At 72.0% G+C, this 15750-nt stretch carries 9 protein-coding genes and 1 pseudogene; 7 read left to right on the top strand and 3 right to left on the bottom strand.

The annotated features are described in order from the left end of the window. Window positions 1–40 precede the first annotated feature (40 nt). Window positions 41–1276: an arginine deiminase gene (locus tag ABZT17_RS30170; RefSeq protein ID WP_356353322.1), complete on the bottom strand. Its 1236-nt coding sequence runs from the start codon at window positions 1274–1276 to the stop codon at window positions 41–43. Between the two features lie 324 nt (window positions 1277–1600). On the opposite strand from ABZT17_RS30170, the gene ABZT17_RS30165 reads away from it, so the two are divergent. The 5 genes from ABZT17_RS30165 to ABZT17_RS30145 all read left to right on the top strand — a co-directional run bounded on the left by ABZT17_RS30165 (window position 1601) and on the right by ABZT17_RS30145 (window position 11658). Then, complete coding sequence (locus ABZT17_RS30165; RefSeq protein ID WP_356353320.1) at window positions 1601–2257, top strand: FMN-binding negative transcriptional regulator; 657 nt, start codon at window positions 1601–1603, stop codon at window positions 2255–2257. A gap of 184 nt (window positions 2258–2441) precedes the next feature. Further along, on the top strand, window positions 2442–3449 hold the full coding sequence (locus ABZT17_RS30160) for an ATP-binding cassette domain-containing protein (RefSeq protein ID WP_356353318.1): 1008 nt from the start codon (window positions 2442–2444) through the stop codon (window positions 3447–3449). Next, window positions 3446–4237, top strand: a complete 792-nt coding sequence (locus ABZT17_RS30155) for an ABC transporter permease (protein ID WP_356353315.1) — start codon at window positions 3446–3448, stop codon at window positions 4235–4237. Before ABZT17_RS30160 ends, ABZT17_RS30155 begins: the two co-directional genes overlap by 4 nt. A gap of 117 nt (window positions 4238–4354) precedes the next feature. Further along, entirely contained in the window at window positions 4355–5785 is a 1431-nt protein-coding gene (gene glyA / locus ABZT17_RS30150) for a serine hydroxymethyltransferase (RefSeq protein ID WP_356353313.1), read from the top strand. Beyond that, window positions 5782–11658: an amino acid adenylation domain-containing protein gene (locus ABZT17_RS30145; protein ID WP_356353312.1), complete on the top strand. Its 5877-nt coding sequence runs from the start codon at window positions 5782–5784 to the stop codon at window positions 11656–11658. The genes glyA and ABZT17_RS30145 overlap by 4 nt, the downstream gene beginning before the upstream one ends. Before the next feature lie 29 nt (window positions 11659–11687). Here the strand turns inward: ABZT17_RS30145 and ABZT17_RS30140 are convergent. Continuing rightward, window positions 11688–12338, bottom strand: a pseudogene (locus tag ABZT17_RS30140) (sodium:solute symporter); the annotation flags it as partial. Window positions 12339–12480: 142 nt separating this feature from the next. Between ABZT17_RS30140 and ABZT17_RS30135 the strand changes: the two are divergent. Continuing rightward, complete coding sequence (locus ABZT17_RS30135; protein ID WP_356353310.1) at window positions 12481–14094, top strand: PucR family transcriptional regulator; 1614 nt, start codon at window positions 12481–12483, stop codon at window positions 14092–14094. 8 nt (window positions 14095–14102) lie between these two features. Here ABZT17_RS30135 and ABZT17_RS30130 read toward each other — a convergent pair whose 3' ends face one another. Continuing rightward, window positions 14103–14690, bottom strand: coding sequence for a hypothetical protein (locus ABZT17_RS30130; protein WP_356353308.1), 588 nt, complete (start codon window positions 14688–14690; stop codon window positions 14103–14105). Window positions 14691–14840: 150 nt separating this feature from the next. Between ABZT17_RS30130 and ABZT17_RS30125 the strand changes: the two genes are divergently transcribed. Further along, window positions 14841–15629, top strand: a complete 789-nt coding sequence (locus ABZT17_RS30125; protein ID WP_356353306.1) for a phosphatase — start codon at window positions 14841–14843, stop codon at window positions 15627–15629. Window positions 15630–15750 lie beyond the last annotated feature (121 nt).

Genomic DNA, 15750 nt, shown 5'->3' with positions numbered 1-15750 from the left:
TGGACGGATGGACCGGTGGACGGATGGGTCGGTCGCCGGGTCAGGCGGCGGCGCGCTCGATGGGGCAGCTCATGCATCGCGGGCCTCCGCGGCCCCGGCCGAGCTGGTCGCCCCTGATGCGCAGCACTTCGACGCCGTTCTCCTCGAGCATCCGGTTGCTGTTCTCGTTGACCTCGTAGGCGATGACCGTGCCGGGGGCGACGGCCAGGAGGTTGCAGCCGTCGTTCCACTGCTCGCGCTCGGCCGCGCTGGTGTCCTGTTCGCTCTGCAGGACCCGCACCGCGTCCAGGCCGAGCGCGACACCGATCTCGGCGAAGAAGTCGTCGTTCTCGGTGACGACGAGCTCCTGATGGACCGCGGGCCTGAGCGTCCAGGACCTCAACGTGCGGCGGTCGAGGCCGCTGAAGAGGGTGAAGGCATCCCTGTCCACCATGGTCATCACGGTGTCCAGATGCATGAAGGCGCGGGCCTTGGGCAGCTGCACGGCGATCACCTGCCGGGCGGAACCCGCGTCGAACAGCCGACGGGCCAGGATCTCCACGGCGGCCGGGGTGGTGCGCTCGCCCAGGCCGACCAGGACGGTGCCGTTGCCGATGACCTCCACGTCGCCTCCCTCGATCGCGGCGGGTGCCATGGCTTCGCCGTCGATCCAGCGCTTGGCGCCGCTGTCCGCGAACATCGGGTGGAACCGGTAGATCGCCTCATAGTTGACCGTCTCGCGCCTGCGGCCGGCCTTGCGCATCGGGTTGACCGAGACGCCGTCGTACACCCAGCAGCTCGTGTCGCGGGTGAACAGCGAGTTGGGCAGCGGCGCAAGGACGAAGTCGCCGTCGGCCAGCAGGTCGAGTCCGAGGGACCGGGCGCCGGTGCGGCCCTCCCCCAGCGCCACGGTCAGCTCGCGCTTGGTCAGTCCGCCGAGCAGGTGAGTGGCCAGGTCCTCCGGCCCCATCGCGGCGAGCAGCCGGCGGGTCGTATCGGCCAGCGTGGCGCCCAGATGGGGCTGCCGTTCGTCCAGGACGCGGTCGAGTACGAAGGCCACGGCCTCCTCGTGCTTGACCGTCTCGGCGAGCAGGCTGTGCAGCAGATGGACCGTCACTCCCCGGTCACGGAAGAGCTGCTGGAAGAGGCGGTGCTCGTCCTGCGCCCGGGAGGTCCAGACGACGTCGTCGAAGAGCAGCGCGTCCTTGTTGCTCGGAGTCAGCCGATCGAGGTCCAGTCCGGGCTCGTGCAGAATGACCTGTTTCAGCTCGCCGACCTCAGAATTCACATGGAACATGCTCTCTCCTGACCTCGATCCGGGGCAGTGACCACTCGGCGAACGACGTTATTCGCGCGGGTTTCCCTTTCGTTATCGAACCTTTTTCAGCCAGAGCCCGCGGCCGGTTTCCGGCTCATGGTGCCGGGCGCCGCCGAGTATCGGCCACGCACATATCGCACGTCCGGTTCCGGACGACCCGCAGATGGGACACCCCGCACATCCGTCTGCCGAAGCCCGATCGATAACGCTTCGAAAGAACGCGTGGCTAGTTTTCTCGGCACACCGAACAGGACTCACCCACCGAGAAACACACCCACGCCGAAGCCGAAAGGGCGGTACCCGATGTTCGTTCCTCCGCTGTACCGCGAACCAGACGCCTCCTGGATGCTCGAACTGATCCGCCGCAATCCGCTGGCGATGATGGTGAGCAACGGCACGGAGGCCGAGGGCCCGTTCGCCACACACCTGCCCGTGATTCCGGATCCGTCGCGGACGGCCGGCGAGCCGGCCGCCGGGCTGGCGGGCACCACGCTGCTCGGGCACATAAACAGGGCGAACCCGCACTGGGCCGCGCTCAAGCCCGGTGCCACCGTGCTGCTGGCCTTCACCGGGCCGCACGCCTATGTGTCGCCGACGCTGTACGAGGTCTCGCCGGCGGCGCCGACCTGGAACTTCACCGCGGTGCACGCACACGGCACGATCGAGAAGCTCGACGAGGGCATCCCGGACGAGGACACGTTGCGGGTGGTGACCTCCACCGTGCGGGCCTTCGAGGACCGGTTCGGCACGGGCTGGGGCATGACCGAGTCCATCGGTTACTTCCGCGAGATCATGCCGGCCGTCGGCGCCTTCCGGTTCACCGTCTCCAGTGCCGACGCGATGTTCAAGCTCAGCCAGGAGAAGACCCCGGACATCCGGGACCGGGTCCGACGGTCCTTCCGTGAAAGCGCATGCGGCCGCCACCGCGCGACCGCCGACCTGATGGAGCAGTTGCCATGATTCCCGTTCATCTGGACCTGGCGGTCCGTGAATTCTCCCGGGTCACCGCCAAATACCTTTCGATAGCGCTGCGCAAGGCAGTGCGCCGCATTTCGCGAACAGGAACTCCGCCGCCCAGGCGGCCGGTCACGACTTCCCTTCGCAATACGAGCTGACAGAAGACCCTCATTTCCAGGAGGAAGTTATGACGGCTGGCCGGGCCAGGACGTCCCAGGGCCCCAGGACGGGCGCGGCCATCACGGCCAGGGGACTGCGCAAGGCGTACGGGGAGCATCAAGTGCTCGACGGGGTGGATCTGTTCATCCCCGAGGGTTCGGTGTTCTCGCTGCTCGGTCCCAACGGGGCGGGCAAGACCACCACGGTGAAGATCCTGTCCACCCTGACCCAGGCGGATTCCGGAGAGGTGACGGTCCTGGGGCACGACCTGGCCGCGGATCCCGACGGGGTGCGGGCGAGCATCGGGGTGACCGGGCAGTTCTCGGCGGTCGACCCGTTCCTGAACGCGGCCGAGAACCTGGCGCTGATGGGCCGCCTGTGGCACCTGGACCGCAAGGTCGCGCGGGAGCGGTGCGAGCGGCTGCTGGAACAGTTCGACCTGGCCGGGGCCGGCCGGAAGCCGGTGGTCACCTTCTCGGGCGGTATGAAGCGACGCCTGGATCTGGCGATGACCCTGGTCGGCGCCCCCCGGGTGATCTTCCTGGACGAGCCCACCACCGGCCTGGACCCCCGGGTGCGCCGCGCCATGTGGGACCTGATCCGGGACCTGGTCGCCGACGGCGTCACCATCCTCCTGACCACGCAGTACCTGGAGGAGGCCGACCAGCTCGCCGACCGGATCGCCGTCCTCGACGGCGGCCGCCTGGTCGCCCAGGGCACCCCCGAGGAGCTCAAGCGGCGCGTCCCCGGCAGCAGCATCGACCTGCGGTTCACCACCGAGCACACCCTGGCCGCCGCCGAGCGCGCGCTGGCCGGCCTCCCGCTCACCCGTGACGACGACGCCCTCACCCTGCGCGTGCCCAACGACGGCAGCGCCGCCTCCGTACAGCTCGTCCTGGACCGCCTGGACGTGGCCACCGTGGACGAGCTGGCCCTGAGGACGCCCGATCTGGACGACGTCTTCCTCGCCCTCACCGGCCGGGACACGACCTCCGCCGGGCCCCTCCCCGCCGACCGGAAGAAGGTCCTGGCATGAGCACCGTCGGCTACGCGGTCACCGACTCCGTCACCCTGCTGCGGCGCAACCTCAGGAACCAGCTGCGCTACCCGACCACCACGCTCTCCGTCATCGGCATCCCCGTGCTGTTCCTGCTGCTGTTCGTCGAGGTGTTCGGCAACGTGCTGGGCAAGGGCGTCGCCGCCCTGCCGAGCGGCAACGACGACTACGTCGACTACGTCCTGCCCGGGCTGATCGTCATGACCGCCGCCACCGGCATGATCGGCACCGCCGTCTCCACCAGCATCGACATGACCGAGGGCATCATCGCCCGGTTCAAGACGATGGCCATCTTCCGTCCGGCCATCCTCATCGCCCGCGCCGGCTCCAGCGTCGCCCAGACCCTGGCCTCCATGGCCGCCGTCCTCGCCGTCGGCTTCCTCATGGGCTTCCGTGCGAACGCCACCGCGCTCGAATGGCTCGCCGCCCTCGGGCTGCTCACCGCCCTCAGCTTCGCCCTGACCTGGCTCGGCGTCGGCGTCGGCCTGGCCTCCAAGACCCTCGACGCCGCCTCCAACGCCCCGTTTCCCCTGATCCTGCTCCCCTTCGTGGGCTCCGGCATCGTCCCCACCGACACCATGCCGACCGGTCTGCGGTACTTCGCCGAGTACCAGCCCTTCACGCCGGTGATCGAGACCCTCCGCGGTCTGCTGTTCGGCACCGCGATCGGCGACAGCGGGTACATCGCCGCCGCCTGGTGCGCCGGCGTCACCGTCCTCGGCTTCACCTGGTCCCTGAAGCACTTCAACAAGGACCGCACCCACTGAAGCCCCTCGCGAGGGCACTCCCCTTCCCCCGGCTTCCGGATCGCTCCCGCCCCCCACAGACCTGAAGCACCGTGCACTCCCATTCTCCGAGGCATGAGCACGAGATGAGGTAATGCGATGACACGGCAGTCCGTTGCTGCCCAGGCACCCACGACGCTGCGGGGCGGCCTCTCCCGGACCGGCGAGCAGGCAGAGCTGCTCCGGGCCGGCATGGTCTCCCTGCACCACACGGATCCCGAGCTCGCCGGGCTCCTCGACGCCGAGGTCACCCAGCAGAACTCGACGCTCGCCATGATCGCGTCGGCGAGCATCGCGGATCCGTCCGTCCTCGCCGTCGGCGGATCCGCACTCTCCAACGTGACCGCCGAGGGCTATCCGGGCGCCCGGTACCATCCGGGGTCCCAGCAGTTCGACGCGGTCGAGAACCTGGCGGTGGAACGGGCCAAGCGCCTGTTCGGCGCCCGGTACGCCAATGTGCAGCCGCACTCCTGCTCCTCGGCCAACCTCGCGGTCCTCGCGGCGCTGATGCGCCCGGGTGACACCCTGCTCGGCCTCGACCTGGACGCCGGCGGCCACCTCACCCACGGCTCTCCCGCCTCGGTGACCGGGCGCCACTACCACGCGGTCTCCTACGGCCTCGACGAGAGCGGCCGCATCGACTACGCGCGACTGACGGATCTGGTCCTGGAGCACCGGCCGCGGGTACTGATCGCGGGAGCCAGCGCCTACCCCCGGCTGATCGACTTCGCCCGGTTCCGGGCCATCGCCGACATCGCCGGGGCCTATCTGCTCGCGGACATCTCGCACATCGCCGGCCTGGTGGCCGCGGGCCGGCACCCCAGCCCCGTGGATGTCGCACACATCACGACCACCAGCACGTACAAGCAACTGGGCGGTCCCCGCGGCGGACTGATCCTCAGCGGGCGCGAGTACAAGACGCCCGGTCCCGACGGCCGCACCCCGCTGGACCGGCTCATGCAGCGCGCGGTCTTCCCGCAGTCGCAGGGCACGCCCAGCCCGGCGTCCATCGCCGCCAAGGCCCGCGCCTTCGCCGCGGCCGCCGAGCCCGCCTTCCAGGAGACGGCGCGGCTGATCGTGCACAACGCCCGTGCCCTGGCCCAGGAGCTCTCCGTCCTCGGCCACCGGATCCTGACCGGCGGCACCGACAACCACATGGTCCTCATCGACGTCACGGACTTCGGCCTGAGCGGTGTGGTCGCCGAGCGCGCCCTCGAGGAGTGCGGCATCCTCGCCAACCGCAACCGCATCCCCGGCGACACCAAGCCGCCCCTGGTCACCAGCGGTCTGCGGCTGGGCACCAACATCCTGGCGCAGCGCGGGATGGACCCCGCTCAGATGCGCGTCTGCGCCCAGCTGCTGCACACCGTCCTCGCCGGGACCACCGCGCAGTCGGACACCGAGTACCGGATCGACCCGGCGCTGGTCGCCCAGGTCCGTGCCGAGGTCCAGTGGCTGTGCTCCCGTCATCCCCTGCCCACCGACACCGCCGGCCGTGTCCCGGTTTCCCTGATCGGAGTCGGAACATGACCGACCACCGCCCTGTCTCCGAGACCCGGCACACGCCGGGCACTCCGCCCTGGCCCCCGGCGCTCGTGCCGACGGACCGGCCGCGCCGCCCCAGCACGGCCCCCCGGTGCTCGGCCGTGGAGAGCACCGACCTCGACTCCCGGTCGGTGCGGGAACCCGTCCTGGCCGCCGCCTTCGCGGCGGTGCTCCACCGCTACACCGGCCAGGACCGGATCGCCCTCGCCACCACGGGCGCCGAGCTCCGCTTCCAGGTCACCGGCGAGTCGACGCTGCGGGACCTGGCCGCGCACGGCACCACCGCGGCTGCGACCGGAGAGCGCCCCACCGGCTTCACGGCCGGGGCGGCCCCGGCCCTGGAGGGCGCCCCCTTCGAGCTCCACCTGGTCGTACACGACCGGAAGGCGGAACTCCACTACGACGCCGAGCTGTTCGAGCGCTCCACCGCACTGCGGCTGCTCGGCCACTACCGCACGCTTCTGGTGGACGGACTGCGCCACCCCGAACACACCGTGGGCCGGCTGCGGCTGCTCACCGACGAGGAGCTGCACCGCACCCTCGTGGAGTGGAACCGCACCGAGACGGAGCTGCCGGCCCAGGGCTGCCTGCACGAGGCCTTCGAGTCCCGTACGGACGCCGAGCCCGACGCGGTCGCCGTCGTCCAGGGGGCCACGAAACTGACGTACAGCCAGGTCAATGCGGCGGCCAACCGCCTCGCCCACCATCTGCGCTCCCTGGGCGTGGGCCCGGACGCGCGGGTCGGCCTGTGCCTGGACCGCTCGGCGCAGCTGCTGATCGCGGAACTGGCCGTGCTCAAGGCGGGCGGCGCCTATGTGCCGCTCGACCCGGACTACCCGGCGCAGCGCATCGCGGCCATGGTGGCGGGCACGTCCTGCACCGTCATGATCAGCCGCACGGAGCTGGCCGGAAACCTGCCCGCGAGCGGCGAACAGGGCCCGCCGCTGGTCCTGCTCGACCAGGACGCCGACGCCCTGGACCGGCGGCCCGCCCACAACCCGGGCCGCGTCGCCACCCCCGACCACCTCTGCTACATCATCCACACCTCGGGTTCGACGGGTGCGCCCAAGCCGATCGCGCTGCGCCACCGGGGCGTCCTGAACAACATCGCCGACCTCAACACCCGCTACGGCGTGGGCCCGGGCGACTCGGTGCTCGCGCTGTCCTCGCCCAGCTTCGACATGTCGGTGTACGAGTTCCTGGGCCTGACCATCGCCGGCGGCACCGTGGTCGTGCCCGACGCCGCACGCGCGAAGGACCCCGAGCACTGGGCCCGCCTCCTGGTCGCCGAGGACGTCACCGTGTGGAACTCGGCACCGGCGCTGCTGAACCTGCTCGCCGACCACCTGGAGCAGACCGGCGCCGAGCCACTGCCGCGGCTGCGCCTGGCGCTGCTCGGCGGCGACTGGGTCCCGGTCACACTGCCCGACCGGATCCAGGCCCTCGCGCCCGGACTGCGGTTCGTCGTGATGGGCGGGGCCACCGAGTCCTCCATCCACTCGACCCTGTACGAGGTGGAGAAGACCGACCCGGAGTGGACCAGCATCCCGTACGGCCGCCCCATGGCGAACCAGCGCACGTACATCCTCGACGACGCCCTGCAGCCGGTGCCGCAGGGAGTGCCGGGCGAGCTGTACCTGGCGGGCACGGGTCTGGCCCGCGGCTATCTGGACCAGCCGCAGCGCACCGCCGAGCGGTTCCTCGACTGGAGTTACGAGGGTGTGGTGACGGACGAGCGCCTGTACCGCACGGGCGACGTCGCACGGTTCGGCCCCGACGGCATGATCGAGCTGATCGGCCGCAAGGACTTCCAGGTCAAGATCCACGGCCTGCGGGTCGAACTCGGCGAGATCGAGGCCGTGTTGCGCTCCCACCCGGACGTACGGCAGTGCGTGGTCGTCGCCCGCTCCGACCGTCTGATCGCCTATGTGGTGGCCGAGAACGCCGTCGGCACCGATCCCCTGCTGGCCCTCGCGGCCGACCGGCTGCCCGCGTACATGGTGCCCGCCGCCGTGGTGTTCCTCGACCGGCTGCCGCTCACCCCGAACGGCAAGCTGGACCGTCTGCACCTGCCGGAGCCTGTCTTCGCCTCCGCCCCCTACCGGGCACCGTCCTCGCCGCGGGAGGAGATCCTGGCCGGCGCCTTCGCCGAGGTGCTCGGTGTGCATCGGACCGGTGTCGACGACGACTTCCTGCGCGAGGGCGGCGACAGCACCAAGGCGATCAAGGTCGCCACCCGGGCCCGCGCCCGCGGTCTGGAGGTGACTCCGCGGCAGATCCTGCAGTGCCGCACCGTGGCCGCACTCGCCCTGGTCGCGACAGACCGGGAGCACACCGCGGACACCGCCGCCTCCGCTCCGCTGACCGACGCCGGCTCCGCACGGTTCGGGGAGTTCCGGGAGCGCTACCCGACGCTCTCGGACGTGTGGCCGCTGACCTCCCTGCAGTCCGGCATCCTCTTCGAGTCGACGCTCAGCGCCGACGGGTACGACGCCTACCAGATGCAGACCGTGATCCGCCTGGCCGGCGAGGTCGACGCCGCCCGGATGCGAGCGGCCGGGCAGGCCCTGCTCGACCGGTACGCCAACCTGCGCGTGGCCTTCGTCGAGGACGGCGACGACAACCTGCTGCAGCTCGTCGTCGACGACGTCGAACTGCCCTGGCGGGAGATGGACTTGAGCACGCTCTCCGAGACCGGGCGCGAGGAGGCGCGCCGGCGGTTCCTCGCCGAGGACTACGCCACGCACTTCGACCTCGCCCGTCCGCCCCTGCTGCGCCTGACCCTGCTGCGGTGCGGACCGGGCCACCACGAGCTGGTCCTGACCACCCATCATGTGCTGCTCGACGGCTGGTCCGAGCCGATCCTGCTGCAGGACCTGCTGCGCCTGTACGCCTCCGGGGGCGACGCCACCTCACTGCCCGCGGTCCGCGACTTCCGCGACTTCCTGTCCTGGCTGTCACGGCAGGACCGCGAGGGGGCGGCGCGGGCTTGGAAGGAGGAGCTCGCCGGTGTCGACGAGCCGACACTCCTCGCGCCGCGCGCTCCTCGCGGCGAGGTCCTGGGCGCCGCCGAGGAACACGTCAGCCTGTCCGACGACGAGACACGCCGGCTGCTGCGGCGCGCGGCGGAGCTGGGCGTCACGGTCAACACGCTGGTGCAGGGGGCCTGGGCGGTGCTGCTCGGCGCGCTCACCGGACGCACGGACGTGGTGTTCGGCGCGACCGTCTCCGGCCGCCCGGCGACCCTGCCCGGCGTGGAGTCGATGGTGGGGCTGTTCATCAACACCCTCCCGGTACGGGTCCGCCTCACGCCCGGCGAAGGAATCGCCGACCTGCTGATCCGCCTGCAGGAACGGCAGTTCGAGCTGCTGGACCACCACCACTACGGGCTCGCCGAGATCCACCAGGATCTGGGCGTGGACGCCCTGTTCGACACACTGGTGGCGTTCCAGTCGTACCCGTCCGACCGCGCCGGCCTCGCCGACGCCGGCGCCGCGGCGGGCATCGAGGTCACCGGGACGCACGCCGAGGGCGCCGCCAACTACCCGCTGGCACTGATCGTCCACACCGACGGCGAGTTGTCCCTGACCCTGCAGTACCACCGCAACGTCCTCACCGCCGACGCCGTGCGGACCATCGCCGCCCGACTGCACGCCGTGCTGCGCCAGCTGACGGACGACCCCGGTCGGACCGTCGGCACGGTCGACGTGCTGATCGCGCCCGAGCGCGAGCGGACCGCTCTCGGCCGGACCGCCGCCGCCCTGTCGGTGCTGGTCGAACGGCAGGCCGCCGCGACACCGGACGCGGAGGCGGTGTGCGCGAACGGGGTGCCCCTGACCTACCGGGAGCTCAACACCTGGGCCAACCGCGTCGCGCACCGGCTCATCCGGCGGGGCGTCGGCCCCGAGACCGTGGTCGGCCTCGCCGTGCCGCGCTCGGTCCAGCTGGCGGTCGCGCTGCTGGGGACCCTGAAGTCCGGCGCCGCGTTCGTCCTGGCCGAGCCGGGCGGGCCCGTCCCCGCCGAGACGGCCGAGGTCGTCACGCGGGCCGACGTCGACACACTCGGCACCGGACCCGCGGCGCCGGCGGACGAGGCCGACCCGACCGACGAGGACCGTGCCGGGCCCCTGGACCCGCGCGACCTCGCCTGGCTGCGCCGTCCGGCGCGCGACGACGGCCCGCTCGTGGCCCTCGGCCACCACGCGCTGGCCCACGCGGCGCTGCGCTTCGCGGCCGAGGCGGAGTTGTCCGACGGGACGCGACTGCTCGCGGCGTCACCGCACGACGACGCGATGGTCCTGGAGATCCTGGGCGGGCTGTGCTCCGGCGCGTCGGTCAGGATCCCGACCGACCTCGGCTCCCTGGGACGGGACTGGGGCTGGACCGGTGACGTGATCAGCTCCGTCGCCCCGTTCCTCGGCCGGGTGCTGGACCGCTCCCCGGGCGTGATCTACGTCGGCAGCGTCGTCCTCACCGGGGACACACTGCCCGGCTCGGTCGTACGACGGCTGCGCGAGGCGATACCGGGCGTGCGGGTGGTCGGCACCCACGGCCCGGCCGAGGCGGTGCACGCCACCGCGTTCACCGCACCGCGGGAGACGGACGCGACCTGTGCACGGCGGCCGCTCGGCTCCCCGCTCGGGGGCGTACGGGTCCGCGTGCTGGACTCCGCCCTGCGGCCCGTACCGACCGGCGTCACGGGCGAGTTGTACGTCGCCGGCGAGGTGGCGCGCGGCTACCACGGCCGGGCCGGCCTGACGGCCGAGCGGTTCGTGGCTGACCCCTGCGGCCCGTTCGGCGGCCGGCTGTACCGCACCGGGGACCTGGTGCGCTGGTGCGCCGACGGAACACTGGAGTACGTCGACCCGGAATCCCGCCTGCCGCGGGTGCGAGGGCGCCGGGTGGCTCCCGGTGAGGTCGCCGCCGTGCTGGCGGCCCACCCGGACGTCTCACAGGCGACGGCCCTCGTGCGCGAGGCCGACGGCGAGGCCTCACTGGCCGCCTACGTCGTGCCGGCGCGCGGCGGCGATCTACGGCCCGCCGAGCTGGGCGAGTTCCTGGCACGGCACCTGCCGGACCATCTGGCCCCCGCCGTGTTCACCGCGCTCGACGAGCTGCCCCTCGCGGCGGACGGCACCATCGACCGGGACGCGCTGCCCGAGCCGGCCGCCGATCCGTCCCACGACGGCCGCCGCGGGGCGCGTACCGAGCAGGAGCGGGCCGTCTGCGACGTGATCGCGGAAGTCCTCGGCGTCGCCGAGGTCGGCATCGACGACAACCTCTTCGCCCTGGGCTGCAACTCGCTCAAGGCCACCCGCATCCTCGGCCGGATGCGCCGGACGCTGGGTCTTCAGACCACGATCCGCACGCTGTTCCAGCACCCGACCGTCGCCGCGCTGTCCGAGCACCTCACCCCCGTGGCCGCCGGAAAACGTCCCACTCTCGGCCGTCAGATCCGTACCGAACTGAAGGAGCAGGTACCCCTCATGCGCAAGCAGGCGAAAGAACAGGCCAAGGACATCAAGGCGCAGCTCAAGGAGGAGCTCACCACGGCGGCCCTGGAACAGTGGACCGGCGAGGGTCTGGAGGCCGCGGTGCAGGCCGACATCGACGAGCGGATCCGTAAGTCCGTGCGCCGGAGCACCGGTTACCTGGGCGGCGGGTCGAAGGACAAGGACGCCAAGGAGACCGGGCGGCTGCTGAAGCGGATGCTGGAGCGCTTCGCCGAGCAGGTCCAGGACTCCGCCCGGGGCCGCTCCCTCACCGGGGAACAGCTCGACCAGGTCCAGGAGATCCTCGCGGCGTCCGCCGACTCCCTGCGCCCCCTCCTTCGGGAGGTCTCCGAGAAGGCCGGCTGATCCCCCGCAGCCCGGCCCACGGCCCCGGCCAGCGGGTCGAAGTACCCGGTCGGCAGCTTCGCCTTCATCTCGGAGAAGCCGCCCGCCTTCACCACGGCGATCGGCAGGAGCAGAAGCAGCACACCGATCGTCTTGACGACGAACTGCACCATGTCCGTGAGGGTGATCGACCACATGCCGCCGAGCGTCGAGTACGCCACGACGATCGAGCCGCCGAGGACGATCGCGACGGTCCGGTTCAGGTCGAAGAGGACGTCGAAGATGGTGGCGTAGGCGATGGTCGAGGTGACCGCGAGCATGAGGGTGTACGCCCACATGACGACGCCCGAGATGACTCCCGCCCGGCCGCCGTAGCGCAGATCCAGCATCTCGGAGACGGTGTAGACCTTGAGGCGGGCGATACGGGCGGAGAAGAAGACGGACAGGGCGAGCAGGCCCAGGCCGATGGTGAAGACCATCCAGGCGCCGGAGAGGCCGTACTGGTAGCCCAGGCCGACACCGCCGATGGTGGACGCGCCGCCGAGGACGATCGCGGCCATGGTGCCGGAGTACATCACGGGGCCGAGGCGGCGCCCGGCCACCAGGAAGTCGCTCTTCGACCGGGCGCGGCGCATGCCCCACCAGCCCATGGCGAGCATGCCGGCCAGATAGACGACGATCACTGTGTAGTCGACGGCCATGGAAGGCCTCCTTCACTGGACTTCACGGGGACACTCGACAGTCGCCGGCGGGTGACGGACACCGACACTAGGTGGCCGGAAAGCGACTGCGAAGTGTACGTTTCATCCACTTGGGCCGTACGTGATGGAGGGAACGCACACCATGCCGGACCCCGCGGTTCCCCCCACCCCTCCCGTGCCCCTCGCGGCTCTCCTGGCCCGTGAGGACCTGGGCCTGCGGCAGATCGCCGGGCCGGTCGACCCCGGTCTCGTCGTCCACTGGGCGCACGCCTCCGAGATGTCCGACCCGTATCCGTATCTGCAGGGCGGCGAGCTGCTGATGACGGCGGGGGTGCACATCCCGGAGGCGGCCGGTTCGGGGACGTACTTCGACGACTACGTGTCCCGGGTCGTGGCGGCGGGCGGGGTGGCCCTCGGCTTCGGTCTCGCGCCGGTGCACGACACGGTCCCGCGGGCCCTGGTGGCGGCCTGCGACGCGTACGAGCTCCCGCTGGTCGAGGTGCCGCCGAAGACCCCTTTCACGGCCGTGGCGCGTGCGCTGTGGCAGCTGATGGCGCAGGCCAGGATGGCGGAACTGCGCCGGGTGACGGAGGCGCAGCAGAGCCTCGCGGCGGCGGCCTCACGACCGGATCCGGTGCCCTCGGTGCTGCGCCGGCTGGCGCAGCGGGTGGGCGGCTGGGCCGCGCTGTACGGGCCGGAGGGCGCGGAGATCGCCGGCGCGGGACAGCCTGTGGCCCCCGGTGTCCGCTCGGCCCTGTCCGAACTCGCGGAGGTCGTGCGCCCCTCCGGCCCGGGCACCCCCACCTCCGCCACGGACACCACCGCCGGCACCCACCTCGCCGCCTACGCCCTCGGCACCGGCCGCGGCTTCACCCTCGCCGTCGCCTCCCCGCACCGCGAACCCGGCGACCACACGATCGCCTCCGTCGCCGCGGTCCTCCTCTCCCTCCTCACCGCCGAACACCAGAGCCGCACGGGAGCGGCAAGATCCTCGGCGCTCGTACGCCTGCTGCTGGGCGCGGCACCCGTGGAGGTGGCCGCCCTGCTCACCGAGCCCGGACGAGCCGACGACGACCACTGGCTGGTGGTACACGCGCGACCGGACGGCCCGGAGGGCGCGGGCACCGAGGAGGACGGTGGCGGAACCGGGGCGGGTCCTGGGACGGCCGAGTCGCGTTCCGTCCCCGGCGCACCGGTCACCTCACCCGCGCGAGCCGGTCGGTCGGCGTCGGCCTCCGTCTCCGTCGTCGACCCCGTCGCCGGTTTCGCGCTCGGTGGTGTTCTGGGGTCGTCGCTGGTCGATCTGGGTGGGGACGTCGTGCGTGTGCTGGTGCCCGCCGGTCGTGAGCCGGGGCCGCAGGCGGGGTGGACGCTGGGGGTGAGTGCTCCGGTGTCGCCGGACGCCTGGTCCTCCGCGGACACCCAGGCCGCGCGCGCCCTGGCCCGGGCCCGGGCCACGCGGGTCGCGCTCGTGCGGCACGGGGAGCGGGGCGGGCTCGCGGAGCTGGTGCCGACGCAGGAGGCCGAGGCTCATGCCCGTGCCGTCCTCGCGCCGATCGCCGACGCCCCGGCCCTCACCGAGACCCTGCGCACCTGGCTCTCCCTGCACGGCAGTTGGGACCGGACGGCCGTCGCCCTGTCGGTCCACCGCAACACCGTGCGGCAGCGGATCGCCCGGTGCGCGGCGCTGCTGGAGACCGACCTCGACGACCCGGACGTACGCATGGAGCTGTGGTTCGCGCTGCGGCGGCGATAGCGGCGCGCTCAGGTCCCGGGGACCCATTCCACGGGCGGGGGCATACGGCTGTAGTGGGGTCCCCTGGGGCCGTAGTGGGCGAGGTGCAGGATCTCGCCGCCCACCTGGAGCTCGGCCGGCGGAGGGTTCGGGACGTGGACCCGCGGGACACGCCGGCCGTCGACGACGATGCCCTCCCGGAGGTCGTTGCGGGCGTCCGCCCAGCTCTGGGCCCGCTCGCGCGTCCACGGGTTCCGCAGGGTCCGCGGGGCGGTCGGGTCGTGGTCGTGGCCGTTCAGGCTGCGGACGAGGGCCTCGCTGTAGATCCCCTTGACCCGGAAGTTCTCCAGGTCGTCCGCGCGCACGACCATGTTGACGTACCGGCGCCCGTTGCCCCTGTGCCGCCCGACCGCGTGCCAGCGGCCCCAGCCGGGGTCCCAGCGCATGGGCGGGATCCACAGCAGGGCGCCCACCGGGAAGTGCTTCGTACCGCGCTGGATGTCGAGACCGCCCTCGCCGCGCGCGGTCTCCCGCGCCACGTTGGCCACCAGGCACCAGCCCAGCAGCCCGTCCGGCGTCTGTTCCTCGCTGGATTCCGTGTCTGCCACATCCGGCATCTTCCGGCACGGACGACCGGCCGCGCCGGGAATTACGCGACGGCCGCCCGGCAATGGGTACGGCTGCTCAACGGACCTGAGTACGTGACCCACGTCCCAGCGCGCGCGACGCCAGGGATTCGCACAGTCGTCTGCCTCACAATGGGACGCATGCCGATACCCGGGACTCCCAGCCGCACCGAGCTCGTCGACCACCTTGTGCGGACCCGCATCGCGGGCGAGGTCGCCACCCCGCGGGAGAACAACCTCTCGCACTACCGCCAGCTCGCGAACGGCAACCGCCACTACTGGCTCGGCCTGGAGCTCGGCGACCGCTGGAGCGACGAGCAGGACGTCCTCGCGGTGATGGCGGAGCGGGTGGGTGTCAACGACGATCCCGAGTACCGCTACGGCCAGGACACCATCGACCCGGAGCTGACCGTCGCCGCCCTGGACCGGCTCGCCGGGCGGCTGCGCAAGGCCGCCGAGGGGCAGCAGCGAGTGCTGTTCGCGACCGGTCACCCGGGCGGCCTGCTGGAGGTGCACCACTCCACGGCCGTCGCGCTGCGGGCCGCCGGCTGCGAGATCGTGGTGATCCCGGAGGGGCTGCAGACGGAGGAGGGCTATGTCATGCAGTTCGCGGACGTGGCCGTCCTGGAGCACGGCGCCTCCCTGTGGCACACCCACTCCGGAGACCCGATGAAGGCCATCCTGACCGGACTGGAGCGCGAGGGCCGTCCCCTGCCGGACCTGGTGGTCGCCGACCACGGATGGGCCGGCTACGCGGGACAGCACGGGGTCGACTCGGTGGGATACGCCGACTCCAACGACCCGGCACTGTTCCTCGCCGAGGCCGAGGGGACCGTACAGGTGACGGTCCCGCTCGACGACCATGTGGTCAGCCCCCGGTACTACGACCCGATGACGGCGTACCTGCTGACGGAGGCGGGGCTGATCTAGCGGACGGCGACCCGCCGACCGGAGGCTGGGGCCGGCGGGCGGAGGCTCGGACCGGCGGGCGGAGGCTCGGACCGGCGGGCGGAGGCTCGGACCGGCGGGCGGAGGCTGGGGCGGCGGACGA

It is taken from the genome of Streptomyces sp. NPDC005648 (assembly GCF_040605395.1).
Classification (GTDB): Bacteria; Actinomycetota; Actinomycetes; order Streptomycetales; family Streptomycetaceae; genus Streptomyces.
This window is presented reverse-complemented; position numbering and strand designations above follow the sequence as displayed.

What these genes read in the sequence shown, in the direction of transcription:
- ABZT17_RS30170 (WP_356353322.1), bottom strand. Translation starts at nt 1,276, where the DNA reads ATGTTCCATGTGAATTCTGAGGTCGGCGAGCTGAAACAGGTCATTCTG.
- ABZT17_RS30165 (WP_356353320.1), top strand. Translation starts at nt 1,601, where the DNA reads ATGTTCGTTCCTCCGCTGTACCGCGAACCAGACGCCTCCTGGATGCTC.
- ABZT17_RS30160 (WP_356353318.1), top strand. Translation starts at nt 2,442, where the DNA reads ATGACGGCTGGCCGGGCCAGGACGTCCCAGGGCCCCAGGACGGGCGCG.
- ABZT17_RS30155 (WP_356353315.1), top strand. Translation starts at nt 3,446, where the DNA reads ATGAGCACCGTCGGCTACGCGGTCACCGACTCCGTCACCCTGCTGCGG.
- glyA (WP_356353313.1), top strand. Translation starts at nt 4,355, where the DNA reads ATGACACGGCAGTCCGTTGCTGCCCAGGCACCCACGACGCTGCGGGGC.
- ABZT17_RS30145 (WP_356353312.1), top strand. Translation starts at nt 5,782, where the DNA reads ATGACCGACCACCGCCCTGTCTCCGAGACCCGGCACACGCCGGGCACT.
- ABZT17_RS30135 (WP_356353310.1), top strand. Translation starts at nt 12,481, where the DNA reads ATGCCGGACCCCGCGGTTCCCCCCACCCCTCCCGTGCCCCTCGCGGCT.
- ABZT17_RS30130 (WP_356353308.1), bottom strand. Translation starts at nt 14,690, where the DNA reads ATGCCGGATGTGGCAGACACGGAATCCAGCGAGGAACAGACGCCGGAC.
- ABZT17_RS30125 (WP_356353306.1), top strand. Translation starts at nt 14,841, where the DNA reads ATGCCGATACCCGGGACTCCCAGCCGCACCGAGCTCGTCGACCACCTT.